Below are 14,915 nucleotides of genomic sequence, written 5' to 3' on the forward strand. Positions count from 1 at the left end.
TATAAAGGTTCCCCGGGGACGGTTTTTCAAGGGAGTTCGGGAAAAGGAAGGACACCATGGCCCAGATGGCCGAAAAATTCCTGTTGAGCAAGTTGTCGCGAGCGGGCTTCGTGGCCCTGATCGCCATTGCGACCCTTTGCGCCGTGCTGGGCGAACCCATGGTTGCCGCAGCCGCGGCTGCCGCGGCAGGTATTGTCATTGCCGGAAAGACGTTCCATCCCAACCGGGTCCACCAGCCCTGGCCGAAAATCCAGCAGGCGTTCTTTGTCGTGCTTCTGCTGATACTGCTGGCCAGTTTCTGGACCGGCCCATGGATCCTGAGTCACTGGCTTTACGCGCTGCCTCTGGTTGCTTTCGCCCTGGTTCCGCCAGCGGCCGCAGCCGTGGTAACACTGATCATCGCTGTACTGGCAATGATCGCGACACAATGGGCGGTAGGCCTTGCCGACCGCCACCAGATGATCAGCGCCTTTCTTCTTACCCTGCTGCTTTCGGCGTTGCTGGTCTTCCTGCGGGACTACAAGACCCGTCAACTTGCGCCGTTGCGCCGTACCGACGAACTGACCCAGGCGGCCAGCCGGGAATACCTGTCTGCCGACCTGCACAAGGAAATCCAGCGCAGTGAGCGGGAGGGCACCGATATGTCGATTATCATGATCGGGCTGGACACCCATTTGAGCGATGACGAACCGGATGAGGACATCCGCTCGATTCTTCCCCGCATTGGTCGCTACCTGCATTCCCAGATCCGTGATTTCGACACCTACTACCGGGTCGCAGACCTGCAGTTTCTGGTGATTCTGCCGGGCATTTCCACCAGCGACGCGATCGCCCGCGCCGAGACGATCCGCAAGGGCCTGGCAACGCTTCTGGAATCTCACGGCATGAACCTGACCGTCAGCACCGGGATCGCCGGCCTGAATATCGGTGACGATGCCAACAGTCTGCAGCAGAGTGCCGCGAATGCCCTGCGCCGGGCCCAGCAGCAGGGAGGCAACCGAAGCCAGGCCTACAGTTCATGGTCGCAGCCGGCACAACCAAGTCAGCCTCGGGCGGAGGGGCCAGTGGCATGACAGAGACCCGACTGAGAACCTGGACACATGCCTTTGGCTACGGCATCGCCTGCCTGTTCATTTTCACCCTGGCGATGCAGAACCTCCGCTATGGTTTCTACGAACTCTTTTACCTGGCCTCAGGGATGGCGGTTCTGACCCTCGCGGGTGCCGTTTACACCATCATTTGCCGCCGGCACCAGCTGTCGGCCCCCGGGCACCTGGTCATCCTCTCCGGCCTGAACAGTGGCATGCTGGCAGCGCTGCTGACCATGGATGCCCCGGGCATCAGCCACTGGGCCATGCCCCTGCTGGTGCTGAATCTGCTTATCCTGCCCCTGCGTCAGGGCGTCGGGCTATCGCTTCTGCTGCTGGTACCCATGTCGATCATCCTGTTCCTCGAAAAGGCACCGGCTGACGCCATTGCCATCACGGGGGGCCTGTTCATCCTTCTGGCGGTTGCAGCCCTGTACATCTGGCACTATGACCACATGGCCCAGTCGGCAGAGGACCTCGCCATTACCGATCCGGTGACTGGCGCCCATAATGCCCGCTTTCTGGATGAAACCCTTCAGAAAGAGATCAGCCGTGCCATCGCCACGGGGCATTGCCTGTCCGTCATCGACCTGAGCATTGATTACGCCGACGAAGTGGCCGACCTTCACGGCAGGGACCAGGTTCAGGGCCTGTTCAGGGATATGACCGAGCACCTCTTCGGCGTGATTCGAGCCGGCGATACCCTGTACACACTGAAAGACTCGGAGTTTTTCCTGATCCTGCCGTTTACTCCGGAAGAAGGCGTGCGAGTGATTGCCGAGCGGATTCGCCGCACCATTGCCGAACACCACTGGCCGGTGGTTGGCAAAGCCACAGTAAGCCTCGGCTGCACCACCCGCGGCAGTGGCGACACCCGTACCGACACACTCAGGGACCGGGCCCACCAGGCCATGGAAGAAGCTCGCAGACGCGGTACGGATTCGGTCTGGTTCAGCCCGGGAGAAACCATCGAAACATGAGCAGTGCCTGGCTGAACGATCTGTCGGCATGGCTCAGCCTGCATCCCGGCTGGCTGGCAACAGCCCTGTTTACGACTGCCTTCATCGAATCACTCGCTATAGCCGGCATTATTGTCCCGGGTGTCGCCATCCTGTTTGCCGTCGCCGTATTGGCGGGGGAGACCGGCATGCCGCTTGCGGAAGCACTGCTTTGGGCGGGCCTTGGGGCCATCGCCGGCGACACGGCAAGTTTTGGCCTGGGGCGACTGCTGCAGGGGCGCCTGACAACCGCCTGGCCACTGAGCCGCTATCCAAAAATCATCGGTACCGGGGAGCGCTTCTTCAAGCGTCACGGCGGCAAGAGTGTGATCATCGGCCGCTTCGTCGGCCCGGTCAGACCGATCATCCCGCTCGTGGCCGGGGCCCTGATGATGTCCTGGCGACGCTTTCTGGCTTTCAACATCGGCTCCGCTGTTGCCTGGGCGCCAGTCTACATCTTCCCGGGGTTTCTGGTGGGCAGTGCCCTGGCCAGTGATATCAGGCCTCCGGCGCATTTTTACGCGGTCATCGGCATCAGCCTCGCGGCCCTGACGGTGGTCTATTTCGTGCTGCTGAGGTTTCAGCTGGGACTTGGGGAGGACAGCCGTTTCTACCGCTGGCTGAAGCAGTGGATGGCGCAATACGAGGCTACGAACCGTTTCTGGCGCTTGTACACGAATCAACGACCGGCCCGGGAGGGCGAATTCCCGCTGGCCTCATTCATGCTGGCACTGGGTGCCTCCGCACTACTTCTGATCTGGGGGCAGTTGGCTACCGCCACCAGCCTCCTGGATGGGTTCGATCAGGCCACCCTTCTCTGGTTTGAGCAACTCCGGCAACCTCTGTTGGACGGTCCCTTCATTGCCATTACCCTGCTGGGTGACGCGCCGGTGTTAATGACCGCCGGTGTGCTCGCCTGCGCGGCACTGCTATTCCGGGGCTATTACGCCGCGGCCATCCATGTTATGACGGCTATCGCAGTGACGGTGGTTCTGGTCTGGGGCCTGAAGGCGCTGCTGGGCGTGCCCCGGCCGGATGAAGTCATGGGCCCGCCGAATTCCGGCGCTTTTCCCAGTGGTCACACGGCGGGCATTACCCTGATGGTGACGCTGCTGGCAAGTTTCGTCGCCGGCGAAAGCAGGCATCGGAGACGTTGGCAATACTACGTGCTGCTCTCGCTGCCACTGGTGCCCGTGGCTTTGAGCCGGCTCTACCTTGGGGTGCACTGGTTCACCGATGTGATTGGAGGACTACTGCTTGCCCTGGCCGTTACCGGTGCAGTGCGGGCCAGTTACAGCCGCTATGACAAGGTTCCGTTGGCGCCCGATATCACCATCGTTGGTGCAGCGGTGGTGTGGTTAATCCTTACGGGAGCCTACATCCTGCTGTCCTGGGATCAGGCGGTTCTGAACTTCAGGCCGGTTGCTGGCACCTAACCTTCTTCCAGCGCCTCCAGGAGCCCCTGAAGCCGGGTGAGCCGCTCCAGAGGGTCCTGCAATTCCACCAGCTTCTGTTTCTCCTGCTTGTCCAGTGGCAGAAGTTCGGTGAGCCGCCAGCCAACATCCCGGGCATCACCATAGTCAATGTCCATGTTCAGGTCCCGGATGACCGGATGACGAAACAACGCCTTCAGAACCGAGGGCAACTCGCTGAAACGCTCCGGCACCTCACTCTCTGCCTCTTCAATCAGGCACTCGACGTCTCCCACATTCAGGCCGTCTTCCTGCTGCCAGCTGCGGACCACGGAGACCTTGGATTCGCCTTCAACGGTAATCCCCAGAAGGCCGTTTTCCAGCTGCTGGAAATCAATAATACGTACATAAGTGCCGATATCGTAGAAGGCGGCGGTGCGCCCGGCCTCTCCGCCTTCCTGCAACAGCACCACAACGAACCCACGATCCTCCTTGAGACAACGGGTCAGCATGTCGATGTAGCGCGGCTCGAACAGCTGCAAGGGAATCCTCCCCCTGGGCAGGACGATGGAATTCAGGGGGAACAAAGGTACATTCATAAGTGCAACAGTCACCGGAAAGCAGACTCCACAGTTTACACAGCCCGGACAATCACCGGATGGACAGCAATTGCTGAACTTCGTCGACCCGGGCCCTGGCCTCCGTCAGAAGCTGCAAACTGCGAGAAGCATTGAGTTCAAGCTCGCCCAGACGCCGATACGCCGGCACCTGGTCGAACGGGGGAAGCTCGGCATTCTGGCTGGAACCGATCATCGAATGCAATTGCGCCACGATAACCACATCCACCAATTGGGGTGATGTCTCTCGGCATTCATAGCCCCAGTCCTCGGCATGACGGACCGCCTCAACGAACGCCGGCGGGAACGACCAGTTCTCCAGAACCGCCGTACCCACATCCGCCCTGAGTTCGCGGATTGCATGGCTGAGGTTGGCCTCATCGGCAAAGAGATTCACATGATGTTCCGCCTGGACCAGGATCGGTACCACGCCGATATCATGGAGCAGTCCCGCCAGCAACGCCTCCTCCGGATTCAATTTGGTGGCGTGATCCGCCAGCACCCAGCAAAGGGCAGCCACTTCACGAGAGTGACGCCAAAGCTTTTCCATCTCTTTCTGAAGCGACGCCTGACGGGTCTTGAACACCTCACGCATGGAAAACACCGTCACCAGCTGGCGGGTGGTGCGCATGCCCAAACGGACCACTGCTTCCCGGACATTCCGGACATCACTGAATCCGCGATAAAGCGGGCTATTACAGGCGCGAACGAGCTTGGCCGCCATCGCCGGGTCGGCCGATACGGCAAGAGCCACCTGATCCGCCGTCGACTCCTCTCTATCTACCGCCCGCCGGACCTTCCAGGCCACATCCGGCACACTGGGAAGCTTCACCTGGTTCGATCTCAGCTCCGACAGGAATTCCATCAGCAGGTGATGTTCCTCGCTCTCGAGCCCTCCATTGCCTTCACCTGAATCCATCTCAACCTGTTCGACAGGCGCCGAACGCAGCAACTGGTTAAGGATGTCCTGTTCGACGACCAGGAATTCCGAGGGTTTGACGGCTGTAACGTCGTACATTCGTGGCTGGAGTCTGGCAATCGGGTTCTGGGCTTTCTCGGTTTCGGCTTCGATGATCGTTTTTCGGCCATCCACGGACTCAAGCTCAATCTTTCCTGCCACCAGGAAAAAATCGAGACCGTCACGGACACCGCGTTCCAGCACCCTCTGCCCGGGCCCATGGGTACGACGCTCGGCCCGGCTGGCAAGCAAAACCAACTGGTCATCGGTCAGCCGGTTCAAGGGCTGGAACTCTTTAAGGCGACGAAGCGGCAGGCTTTCCTGGCCGGCCATAGGCATACTCCTTGTCGGATCAAACCGGAAAATAAGTTGGCAACTGTGTTAACTATTGTAAACAGAGGCTCTGAAAACAACCATGCGCCTGGAGTCTAATCTGGTATCCTCTGTTTTTTTGATCAACGTCATCAGGTAACAACAGAGAGAAAAGAACCCCATGCCCCAGTATCGTTCGCGGACATCCACCGCAGGCCGCAACATGGCCGGCGCCCGTGCCCTCTGGCGCGCCACCGGCATGAAAGACGGCGACTTCGGCAAACCGATCATCGCGGTTGCCAACTCTTTCACCCAGTTCGTGCCCGGCCACGTGCACCTTAAGGACCTCGGGCAACTGGTGTGCCGCGAAATCGAGTCCGCCGGCGGTGTTGCCAAGGAATTCAACACCATCGCGGTCGATGATGGCATCGCCATGGGCCATGACGGCATGCTTTACTCCCTGCCATCCCGGGAGATCATCGCCGACTCCGTAGAGTACATGGTCAATGCCCACTGTGCCGATGCGCTTGTGTGTATTTCCAACTGCGACAAGATCACCCCGGGCATGCTGATGGCTGCCATGCGCCTCAACATCCCCACGATCTTCGTCTCTGGCGGCCCCATGGAAGCAGGCAAGACCAAACTGTCGGAGCACAAGCTCGACCTGGTGGACGCCATGGTCATTGCTGCAGATCCCAACGCCTCCGACGAACAGGTGGAAGAGTATGAGCGCAGCGCCTGTCCGACCTGTGGCTCCTGTTCCGGCATGTTCACCGCCAACTCCATGAACTGCCTCACCGAGGCCATCGGTCTGGCGCTGCCGGGCAACGGTTCGCTCCTGGCAACGCACGCCGACCGGGAGCAGCTGTTCCTCAAAGCCGGTCGACAGATTGTGGAGAATGCGCGGCGCTATTACGAGGAGGATGACGCCAGCGTACTGCCGTTGAGCATTGCTTCAATGGCGGCTTTCGAAAACGCCATGGTCATGGACATCGCCATGGGCGGCTCAACCAACACCATCCTCCATTTGCTGGCGGCAGCCCAGGAAGGCGGTGTCCCGTTCACCCTGAACGAGATCGACCAACTGTCACGTCGTGTACCGCAACTTTGCAAAGTGGCTCCGAACTCACCCAAATATCACATGGAAGATGTGCACCGGGCCGGCGGTATCATGGGCATTCTCGGCGAGCTGGAACGGGGCGGCCTGATCAACACCGACCTTCCCACCGTGCACAGCAAGACCATGCGAGAAGCGCTCGAGACCTGGGATATCATGAGGTCGCCGCCCACCGAAGTGGTCGAGTTCTACAAGGCCGGCCCTGCCGGCATTCCCACGCAGACCGCGTTCTCCCAGAGCACCCGCTGGCCAACCCTGGACGGTGACCGGGAAACCGGCTGCATCCGCTCGGTTGAGAACGCCTACAGTTCCGAAGGCGGCCTGGCCGTACTCTATGGCAATATTGCCCTTGACGGCTGCGTGGTCAAGACTGCGGGCGTAGACGAGAGCATCTTCGTGTTCGAAGGCAAGGCAAGGGTATTCGAGAGCCAGGATTCCGCCGTTGCCGGAATTCTCTCCGACGAGGTCAAGCCGGGCGAGGTTGTCATCATCCGTTACGAAGGGCCCCGTGGCGGACCGGGCATGCAGGAAATGCTGTATCCGACCAGCTACCTGAAATCCAAGGGACTCGGCAAAGACTGCGCGCTACTGACGGACGGACGTTTCTCTGGCGGCACTTCCGGCCTGTCCATCGGCCACGCGTCGCCGGAAGCGGCCGCCGGCGGAGCCATTGGCCTGATCGAAAATGGCGACACAATCCGCATCGACATTCCGAACCGGAGCATCAACGTGGAGCTGGATCAGCCCGAACTGGATCGTCGCCGGGAAGCCAGGGACGCCAAGGGCTGGAAACCGGAACTGCCACGGGACCGCAAGGTGTCTGCAGCCCTGAAAGCCTATGCGCTACTGGCCACGAGCGCCGATAAGGGCGCCGTTAGGGATCTCGAAAAGCTCGACTGAGCACTGAGATCCTGAACCAACAAAAAAGCCGCGGACATCTCGCGGGCTTTTTTGTTCAGGAAACTCCGATTACCAGAGCGACCAGCCGCCATCTTCCTCTTCTTCAATGGCGTCATCCTGCTCAGGCTCCGGGGCCGAGGTTTCTGCCGCGGAAGAGGCCGACTCCTGAGCCGGCGCGCTGCTGGCTGCGGCGGACTGTGACGGTGCCGAAGCGGCAACCTGAACCGATATCATACCCAAGGCTTCCTTGGTCGGATCGTCCAGATTTCCCGTGGCCTGAAGACCATTATCCTGCTGGAACCGGGTTAGCGCGGACCGGGTTGAGTCATCCATCTGCGGGCTGACATTGGTAATGTCGTATCCTGCTCCGTAGAGCGCGTTCTTGAGTGCAACGATCTCATCCGCGAAGGCTGCAGGGGCAAAGCCCAGTGTGACCGCCAATCCGGCCGCTGCGGCCAGGCGTCCCAATCGGGTTGTTGCGTTTCTCATGGTACTCACCTGCTAACTCCTGATATCTCATCGATATCCGTTTCTTTCTTGTTGTGTGGTGCCTATCTCCACAGGCTGGGGCAAACGGTTAAAAGACTACCATACTTTTGTCGCATGTCGCCTTACGGGACATCATGTCCCGTTTTCTTGCTTTGCGCAGGGGTCTCTTCGTCCGCAGAAGCGGCTGGGCGGTGGGCTTCTTCGCTGAATTCGCGGATGAAAATGCCCCAGAACGCCATAAACAGTGCAGCTACCAGCGGTCCCATTACGAATCCGTTGATGCCGAACATGACAATGCCCCCAAGGGTCGACAACAGAACAATGTAGTCCGGCAGTTTGGTATCACGACCAACCAGTACCGGGCGCAGCAGGTTGTCTGCCAACCCGATGACCACCACGCCAAAGGCTGTCAGCACCACCGCTTCGACAACATCGCCCACGGCCGCCAGGTAGATGGCTGCCGGCACCCAGACCAACGCCGCACCCACAGCCGGCAACAGCGATACGATCGCCATAACCACACCCCAGAGCAACGCACCGCTGATGCCCAGGATCCAGAAAATCAGCCCGCCCAGAGCCCCCTGGATGATGGCAATCAGCAGGTTGCCCTTGACGGTCGCGCGGGTCACCTCCGCAAACTTGGCAAACAGCAACCGCTCCCGCTCATCGCCCAGCGGCAGAGCCCGAATCATCAGCTCGACCAGCGCACGGCCATCCCGAAGCAGAAAGAACGCCAGATACACCATCAAGGCCAGGCCCAGAAAAAACTGGAAGGTATTCTGGCCCACGCCCAGCGCCTGCCTGCCCAGGAACTGGCTTCCTCCGACAAAGATACTCACGGCTCGGTCCCTCAGCTCGGCAAAGCTGATATCAAACTGTGCCAGGAAGGCCTGGATGGCGGGGAACGACTGGTTGACCCGATCTATGTATTCCCCGGGGCGTATTTCACCACTCTGGATCTGCTGATAAAGCGCGACGCCCTCGGCAACCAATGAGGTCACCAGTACCAGAACCGGGATAACCACGATGAACATGCAGATACACAGGGTAATCAGTGCATTTACATTGGGCCTGTCCCCGAGTTTCCGCTCCAGCAGTTGCTGCACCGGGTGGAAAATCAGGGCGATGGCGACCGCCCAGAATATGGGCCCGAAAAAGGGCTTCATAAGAAAAACAAAGGCAAGGGAAACGCCGACCAGCAACGCCAGAAAAGTCCGTGTTTCAAGTTTTGCGTACATAGATTATGCGGTTCCCTGATGTTGGTTCTGCGATATAACGAGTCATTCTACCCTACCACGCTGGCGTGGCCACTGTAGCTGTCTTCGGGTTATAGTGGACGGTTGTTGATCAACTAATAGACAGGTCATGTTGTTGGAACTGGAAACCTTCACCATCGAAACAGCCCTGGATGCGGCCACCGAGTTGCGCAAGGTTCTGGCCGCCCGAACGCACCGTCGCAAAGTGATGGGTCAGGAAGTCATGGTGCCGGGTCAGCTAGGCGAGGCCCTGCAGCTACCACGCATTATCAACCGGCTCCAGAGCAAGCAGATGAAGCAGAGGGAGCTCGGCCTCGAGGACTTCCAGGAGCTGTGGCCTACCCTGTCGCCACAGACTCGGGAGAGAGTGCTGGGGGCAATCGGCTGGTATGACCCCAAGGAGCTTGACTGGGATGACAAGCGCTCCAACCGTCGGCCACTGGTCGATCCTGACAGTTAAGCCGTATAACACCGGCATCCCGACTTTGAAATGTCATACTTGGCCCATATGTTGGGCAGTATCAGGAGGATATTTATGACTGAACAACATCAATACACAGCACTTCTTGCTGAAGGCAGCGCGGTTCCCACACTCCTTTGTGGCCACTGCCACTCGATTCTCTCCAGGGCCCGGATTTTCCGGAATGAGGGCGACCAGCACCAGAACATGGAGTGCCAGACCATTGGCCTTTGCTCAGCCGACGATTGCGGCGCCGTCAATTGTTGCGATGACGCTCTGGCCCGCGTTGACAACCCCGAACGCCTGTTTGGCATTGCGTCCTGATTCAAAGCCACAACGCTCTGTTACGCAACTCAAACACACAAAATTTCCATCTGCTTTATCCTGATCTTCGACGATTGTAGTAGGGCACTATGAGCACCGGATGCCGCCCGGCAATCACGCAACCAATCAGTCAGGACAGTCGATGGCATGCGTATTCTGAGAACCGATGAAGCCCGCTTCGCAGGTCTTCCGGATTACCCCTTTGCTCCAAACCATCTTGACGTAGAACCGGGTCTCCGGATGCACTACGTTGACGAAGGCCCTAGAAACGCCTCGCCGGTTCTCATGCTCCACGGCGAACCATCCTGGTCCTACCTGTACCGGCACATGATCCCTCTGGTGGCCGAGGCCGGTCACCGGGTGTTGGCCCCGGATCTGATCGGCTTCGGCAAATCCGACAAGCCGGCGTCGGTTACAGACTACAGTTACGGCCGCCATCTCACGTGGCTGGCCAGTTGGCTTGAACAGCTCAACCTGACCAATATCACCCTTGTGTGCCAGAACTGGGGATCGTTGCTGGGCCTGCGACTGGCCGCGGAACACCGTCAGCGATTCAGCCGAATCATCGTCGGAAACGGCATGCTGCCGACCGGCGAAACGCCTGTTCCAGCGGTATTTTCCATGTGGAAGGCATTTGCCACCCACAGCCCCTGGTTCCCGGTCGGTCGTATCGTGCAACTGGGCACCGATCGCACCCTGAGCAAAGCTGAAATTGCCGCTTACGAAGCCCCATTCCCGTCAGCAGAGTTCAAGGCCGGAGCCAGGGCGTTTCCAAAACTGGTTCCGACGGAACCGGATACACCGGACAGCGACGCCAACAAGGCGGCCTGGCAGGTCCTGGAGAAGTGGAAGAAGCCCTTCATCACCTGCTTCAGCAGTGGCGACCCGATTACCCGGGGCGGCGACAGGCACATGCAGCGCCGGATTCCCGGTGCCCACGGCCAGCCTCACATCACGCTTCGGGGCGGACATTTCCTGCAGGAAGATTCACCGGAAGATTTCGCCCGTATCATCATCGATGCCCTGAAATCGGAAATGGCGGCCTGAGCCGCCATTTTTCCTGGCCGAACACGGTTACCGTCTGGCGGCGCAGAGTGCCGAGCCCGAGCAGCGGTTAGCTGCCTACAGGACTCATGACAAAGATTCCCCGGCATCGGACGGCAACACAATGACCTGTCCCCGGCAACTACCTATAGCCCCGCCGGGGTTTTGCGTATTAAAGCAACAACAAAACCGCTATAATGTGCGCACATCATGCATTGCCCGGCAATGCTTTACCTCCCGAATTCCGAGTGAATCAATGTCTGAATTGTCCTTTGCCGAACTGGGGCTTGATCCAGCCGTACTTGAAGCTGTGTCCGCCGTTGGCTATGAAACCCCGTCTCCTATCCAGGCCCAGTCCATCCCTGCGCTGCTTGCCGGCAACCATCTGCTGGGCGTTGCCCAGACCGGTACCGGTAAAACCGCAGCGTTTGCACTGCCCCTGCTGAGCCGGATAGACGCCTCCGTCACCGATCCCCAGATTCTGGTTTTGGCACCCACACGGGAGCTGGCCATCCAGGTGGCGGAAGCCTTTACCACCTACGCCAGCAAGTTCCGGAATTTCCACGTTCTGCCCATTTACGGTGGCCAGGACTTTTATCCCCAGATCAAGGGCCTGCGTCGCGGTGCCCAGGTGATCGTGGGCACACCGGGCCGGATGCTCGACCACCTGCGCAAAGGTACCCTGAAGCTGGACAGCCTGAAAGCGCTGGTTCTTGATGAAGCCGACGAAATGCTGCGCATGGGCTTTATCGACGACGTGGAAGCGATCCTGGCGAAGACCCCGGAGAACTGCCAACGGGCATTGTTCTCGGCCACCATGCCGCCGCAGATCAAGAAAGTGGCCCAGACCTACCTGCGCAACGCCACAGAAGTTCGCATTGAAAGCGAAACCCGCACGGTCGAGCGTATCTCCCAGTTCGTTCTGCCGGTCTATGCTGAGCGCAAGCTGGATGCCCTGACCCGCATTCTGGAAGTTGAGCCGATTGATGCCGCCATAATTTTTGTGCGCACCAAAGCGGAAACCACCATGCTGGCCGAAAAGCTTTCTGCCCGGGGCCACGCGGTCGCGCCCCTGAGCGGTGACCTGAACCAACGCCAGCGTGAACAAACGGTTGAAGACCTGAAGCGCGGAAAGAAAGACATTATCATTGCCACCGACGTGGCAGCACGCGGTCTGGACGTGTCCCGTATCACACACGTCATCAACTACGACGTTCCCTACGACACTGAAGCGTACATCCATCGGGTTGGTCGTACTGGTCGTGCCGGTCGCGAAGGCAAGGCGATCCTGCTGGTAACACCCCGCGAGCGCAGTTGGCTGCGAACGCTTGAACGCGCAACAAACTCGCCGATGGAAGCTTACGAGTTGCCGTCTCCCGTTGAGCTCAAGAAAATGAGGGAGCAGCAGTTCGAGTCCCAACTGCTGGGCTTTGCGGAAGACAAGAAGTTGGCAAAGGCGATGTCGCTGCTGGACGAAATCGCCGAGCGCAATGACATGGACATGGCCATGGTAGCCGGCGCCCTCGCCTGCTGGATGGAAGCAGCCCAGCCAGGCTCCCTGCCCCTCGAGCAGCCAGAGGCCTTGCCAACCGTGTCGGCAACACCTCCCCGCCGTGATCGTAAAGGTGGCGGCGGTCGTCCGGGCGAGAATCGCAAGGGCCCGAAAGGCGGTTTCAAGAAAGGTGGCCCGAAGGGTCGTGGCGGCCCCGGTGGTCGAGGCAAACCGCCCGGCAAGGGCGGCAAGCCCGCAGGCAAGCGCCCGCCTCGTCAGGCTTAAGCCTGACGCTGATAGACCACGAAACTGTAGTCGTAAGGGTTGTTATCGGACGCGGAGAAATCCTCCCGTCCGATTTCTTCCCACTCATCCCAGTTTACTTCCGGAAAAAACGCATCGCCGTCCACCTCAGCGTGCACCTGGGTGATGTACATCCGATCAACCATCGGCAATGCCTCGGCGTAGATCTGCCCGCCACCGATAATCATCACTTCGTCACCACCTTCCAGCTCCGCCTGCGCCTCGGCCTTCACCAGCGCTTCGGGCAAAGACTTCGCAGCCACTGTTCCGGTTGGCGCTTCCCACTCTTCATTGCGCGAGATCACCACGTTCATCCGTCCCGGCAATGGCCGCCCAATGGAGTCCCAGGTCTTCCTGCCCATGATAATGGGCTTGCCCATGGTAGCCTGCTTGAAATAACGAAGGTCACCCGGAAGATACCAGGGCAGTTTGTTGTTACGGCCAATAACCCGGTTACGGGACATGGCAACGATCAGGGCTTTTCTCATGTACTCGTCTCTTCGGGGTTCGGTCAAATGGCAATCGGCGCCTTGATGCCCGGATAGGGGTCATAACCCTCAAACTCGAAATCTTCCAGCTCGTATTCGAAGATGCTCGCGGGCTTGCGCTTGATCAAGAGTTTAGGCAGGGCCCGGGGCTCGCGTTTCAGCTGCTCGAAGACGATGTCGTCGGTCAGGTGGTTCTGGTACAGATGGCAGTCGCCGAAGGTATGCACAAACTCACCGACATCCAGATCACACTGCTGGGCAATCATGTGCGTCAGCAAGGCGTACGAGGCAATATTAAAAGGTACGCCCAGGAACAGATCGGCGCTTCGCTGGTAAAGCTGGCAGGAGAGCTTGCCGTCGGCCACGTAGAACTGGAAAATGCAGTGACAGGGTGCCAGCGCCATGCGACCCTCGCGAACGTTATCCTGGGGACCGATGGACTCATCCGGAAGCTCAGCGGGGTTCCAGGCGGACACGATCAGCCGGCGGGAATTCGGTTTGGTGCGAATCTGCTCGATCACTTCGCTGATCTGGTCAACCACCTCGCCATTGGGGCACTGCCAGCTTCGCCACTGTTTGCCATAGATAGGCCCAAGGTCACCATTCTCCAATGCCCACTCGTTCCAGATCGAGACCTTCCGTTCCTGCAGCCAGGAGTTGTCGGTGGAGCCCCGCAGGAACCAGAGCAGTTCGTAAATGATGCTGCGCAGGTGGACTTTCTTGGTAGTGACCAGCGGAAAGCCCTCCTGGAGGTTGAAGCGAATCTGACGGCCAAACACCGACCGGGTGCCGACACCGGTGCGGTCTCCCTTGTCGAATCCGTTATCAACAACGTCTTGCATAAGGTCGAGATAGGCTTTCATCGGGCTTGTCTCCGGTAGGCAATAAACATCAGGGCGGCGCCGGCAACGATCATCGGGAAGGACAGTACCTGCCCCATGGTAAGCCAGTCAAAGGCAAGATAGCCCAGCTGCGGATCCGGCTGACGCACGAATTCCACCAGGAAGCGGAACACGCCGTAGCAAATGAGGAACAGACCGGAAACCGCCATGGTCGGGCGCTGCCGGGATGAGAACCACCACAGGATCACGAACAGGGCAACGCCTTCCAGGGCAAACTGGTAAAGCTGGGAGGGATGACGGGCGAGAGAATCCGGAGCCGTTCGAAACACCATACCCCAGGCAACGTCAGTGGGCTTGCCCCACAACTCGCCGTTAATAAAGTTGCCGATCCGCCCTGCGCCGAGTCCAAGGGGCACCAGCGGCGCCACAAAGTCGGCCAGGCGCCAGAATCCGCTGCCCACCTTGCGGCCATACCACCACATGGCAAACATCACGCCCAGCAAACCGCCGTGGAAAGACATGCCCCCTTCCCAGACCCGCAGCAGCCAGAGCGGGTCCGCCAGGAAGGCGTCAAAGTTGTAGAACAGGACATAGCCGAAGCGGCCGCCCAGGATGACCCCCAGGGCCAGGTAAAACAGAAGGTCGCCCATCTGCTCTTCGTTGATCGGCGACCAGGGCTTGCGGGTGCGAATGCGTCCAAGCCACCAGCCGGCTAGAAAACCGAACAGATAAGTCAGACCGTACCAGTGGATCTTGAGGGGGCCGATGGCAATGGCCACCGGATCAATCTGGGGATGCTGCAGCATATACTACCT

At 59.4% G+C, this 14,915-nt stretch carries 15 protein-coding genes; 8 read left to right on the plus strand and 7 right to left on the minus strand.

From position 1 onward, the window contains the following. Positions 1–56 precede the first annotated feature (56 nt). From KYE_RS18345 to KYE_RS18355, 3 genes are read left to right on the plus strand one after another with little or no spacing between them, the layout of a single operon-like run. Positions 57–1,073, plus strand: coding sequence for a GGDEF domain-containing protein (locus tag KYE_RS18345; protein WP_008176442.1), 1,017 nt, complete (start codon positions 57–59; stop codon positions 1,071–1,073). Continuing rightward, positions 1,070–2,068, plus strand: coding sequence for a GGDEF domain-containing protein (locus KYE_RS18350; protein WP_008176443.1), 999 nt, complete (start codon positions 1,070–1,072; stop codon positions 2,066–2,068). Before KYE_RS18345 ends, KYE_RS18350 begins: the two co-directional genes overlap by 4 nt. After that, a complete protein-coding gene (locus KYE_RS18355; protein ID WP_008176445.1) occupies positions 2,065–3,522 on the plus strand; it encodes a bifunctional DedA family/phosphatase PAP2 family protein in 1,458 nt (485 codons plus the stop codon). The genes KYE_RS18350 and KYE_RS18355 overlap by 4 nt, the downstream gene beginning before the upstream one ends. On the opposite strand, the gene KYE_RS18360 is transcribed toward KYE_RS18355, so the two are convergent. After that, positions 3,519–4,097: an LON peptidase substrate-binding domain-containing protein gene (locus KYE_RS18360; RefSeq protein WP_039882136.1), complete on the minus strand. Its 579-nt coding sequence runs from the start codon at positions 4,095–4,097 to the stop codon at positions 3,519–3,521. The two genes, KYE_RS18355 and KYE_RS18360, sit on opposite strands and share 4 nt — an antisense overlap. 52 nt (positions 4,098–4,149) lie before the next feature. Beyond that, on the minus strand, positions 4,150–5,406 hold the full coding sequence (locus tag KYE_RS18365; protein WP_008176449.1) for an HDOD domain-containing protein: 1,257 nt from the start codon (positions 5,404–5,406) through the stop codon (positions 4,150–4,152). Positions 5,407–5,566: 160 nt separating this feature from the next. On the opposite strand from KYE_RS18365, the gene ilvD reads away from it, so the two are divergent. Beyond that, positions 5,567–7,402: a dihydroxy-acid dehydratase gene (ilvD, locus tag KYE_RS18370; protein WP_008176452.1), complete on the plus strand. Its 1,836-nt coding sequence runs from the start codon at positions 5,567–5,569 to the stop codon at positions 7,400–7,402. A 69-nt stretch (positions 7,403–7,471) separates the two neighbouring features. Here ilvD and KYE_RS18375 read toward each other — a convergent pair whose 3' ends face one another. Together KYE_RS18375 and KYE_RS18380 are read right to left on the minus strand one after the other, a co-directional pair. Continuing rightward, positions 7,472–7,891 (minus strand): peptidoglycan-binding domain-containing protein, encoded by a 420-nt coding sequence (locus KYE_RS18375; protein ID WP_008176454.1) that lies wholly within the window; start codon positions 7,889–7,891, stop codon positions 7,472–7,474. 122 nt (positions 7,892–8,013) lie between these two features. After that, entirely contained in the window at positions 8,014–9,129 is a 1,116-nt protein-coding gene (locus KYE_RS18380) for an AI-2E family transporter (RefSeq protein WP_008176456.1), read from the minus strand. Positions 9,130–9,256: 127 nt separating this feature from the next. On the opposite strand from KYE_RS18380, the gene KYE_RS18385 reads away from it, so the two are divergent. From KYE_RS18385 to KYE_RS18400, 4 genes are all read left to right on the plus strand, one after another. Then, positions 9,257–9,607: a hypothetical protein gene (locus tag KYE_RS18385; protein WP_008176458.1), complete on the plus strand. Its 351-nt coding sequence runs from the start codon at positions 9,257–9,259 to the stop codon at positions 9,605–9,607. 75 nt (positions 9,608–9,682) lie between these two features. Continuing rightward, on the plus strand, positions 9,683–9,931 hold the full coding sequence (locus tag KYE_RS18390) for a hypothetical protein (protein WP_008176460.1): 249 nt from the start codon (positions 9,683–9,685) through the stop codon (positions 9,929–9,931). A 147-nt stretch (positions 9,932–10,078) separates the two neighbouring features. Continuing rightward, positions 10,079–10,978, plus strand: a complete 900-nt coding sequence (locus tag KYE_RS18395; protein ID WP_008176462.1) for a haloalkane dehalogenase — start codon at positions 10,079–10,081, stop codon at positions 10,976–10,978. A 253-nt stretch (positions 10,979–11,231) separates the two neighbouring features. Beyond that, positions 11,232–12,752 carry a DEAD/DEAH box helicase gene (locus KYE_RS18400; protein WP_008176464.1) on the plus strand — a complete coding sequence of 507 codons (1,521 nt, stop codon included), beginning with the start codon at positions 11,232–11,234 and terminating at the stop codon, positions 12,750–12,752. Here KYE_RS18400 and KYE_RS18405 read toward each other — a convergent pair. Genes KYE_RS18405 through lgt form a run of 3 tightly spaced genes read right to left on the minus strand, consistent with a single transcriptional unit; the run spans position 12,749 to position 14,906 of the window. Next, positions 12,749–13,258, minus strand: coding sequence for a dihydrofolate reductase (locus tag KYE_RS18405; RefSeq protein ID WP_008176466.1), 510 nt, complete (start codon positions 13,256–13,258; stop codon positions 12,749–12,751). The two genes, KYE_RS18400 and KYE_RS18405, sit on opposite strands and share 4 nt — an antisense overlap. 23 nt (positions 13,259–13,281) lie before the next feature. Beyond that, positions 13,282–14,121: a thymidylate synthase gene (locus tag KYE_RS18410; RefSeq protein WP_008176469.1), complete on the minus strand. Its 840-nt coding sequence runs from the start codon at positions 14,119–14,121 to the stop codon at positions 13,282–13,284. Next, a complete protein-coding gene (lgt, locus tag KYE_RS18415) occupies positions 14,118–14,906 on the minus strand; it encodes a prolipoprotein diacylglyceryl transferase (protein ID WP_008176473.1) in 789 nt (262 codons plus the stop codon). The genes KYE_RS18410 and lgt overlap by 4 nt, the downstream gene beginning before the upstream one ends. Positions 14,907–14,915 lie beyond the last annotated feature (9 nt).

The organism is Marinobacter manganoxydans MnI7-9 (genome assembly GCF_000235625.1).
Taxonomy (GTDB): Bacteria; Pseudomonadota; Gammaproteobacteria; order Pseudomonadales; family Oleiphilaceae; genus Marinobacter; species Marinobacter manganoxydans.

Bases quoted from the DNA above. Each gene is read 5' to 3' on its own strand.
- KYE_RS18345 (WP_008176442.1), top strand. From the start codon at position 57: ATGGCCCAGATGGCCGAAAAATTCCTGTTGAGCAAGTTGTCGCGAGCG.
- KYE_RS18350 (WP_008176443.1), top strand. From the start codon at position 1,070: ATGACAGAGACCCGACTGAGAACCTGGACACATGCCTTTGGCTACGGC.
- KYE_RS18355 (WP_008176445.1), top strand. From the start codon at position 2,065: ATGAGCAGTGCCTGGCTGAACGATCTGTCGGCATGGCTCAGCCTGCAT.
- KYE_RS18360 (WP_039882136.1), bottom strand. From the start codon at position 4,097: ATGAATGTACCTTTGTTCCCCCTGAATTCCATCGTCCTGCCCAGGGGG.
- KYE_RS18365 (WP_008176449.1), bottom strand. From the start codon at position 5,406: ATGGCCGGCCAGGAAAGCCTGCCGCTTCGTCGCCTTAAAGAGTTCCAG.
- ilvD (WP_008176452.1), top strand. From the start codon at position 5,567: ATGCCCCAGTATCGTTCGCGGACATCCACCGCAGGCCGCAACATGGCC.
- KYE_RS18375 (WP_008176454.1), bottom strand. From the start codon at position 7,891: ATGAGAAACGCAACAACCCGATTGGGACGCCTGGCCGCAGCGGCCGGA.
- KYE_RS18380 (WP_008176456.1), bottom strand. From the start codon at position 9,129: ATGTACGCAAAACTTGAAACACGGACTTTTCTGGCGTTGCTGGTCGGC.
- KYE_RS18385 (WP_008176458.1), top strand. From the start codon at position 9,257: ATGTTGTTGGAACTGGAAACCTTCACCATCGAAACAGCCCTGGATGCG.
- KYE_RS18390 (WP_008176460.1), top strand. From the start codon at position 9,683: ATGACTGAACAACATCAATACACAGCACTTCTTGCTGAAGGCAGCGCG.
- KYE_RS18395 (WP_008176462.1), top strand. From the start codon at position 10,079: ATGCGTATTCTGAGAACCGATGAAGCCCGCTTCGCAGGTCTTCCGGAT.
- KYE_RS18400 (WP_008176464.1), top strand. From the start codon at position 11,232: ATGTCTGAATTGTCCTTTGCCGAACTGGGGCTTGATCCAGCCGTACTT.
- KYE_RS18405 (WP_008176466.1), bottom strand. From the start codon at position 13,258: ATGAGAAAAGCCCTGATCGTTGCCATGTCCCGTAACCGGGTTATTGGC.
- KYE_RS18410 (WP_008176469.1), bottom strand. From the start codon at position 14,121: ATGAAAGCCTATCTCGACCTTATGCAAGACGTTGTTGATAACGGATTC.
- lgt (WP_008176473.1), bottom strand. From the start codon at position 14,906: ATGCTGCAGCATCCCCAGATTGATCCGGTGGCCATTGCCATCGGCCCC.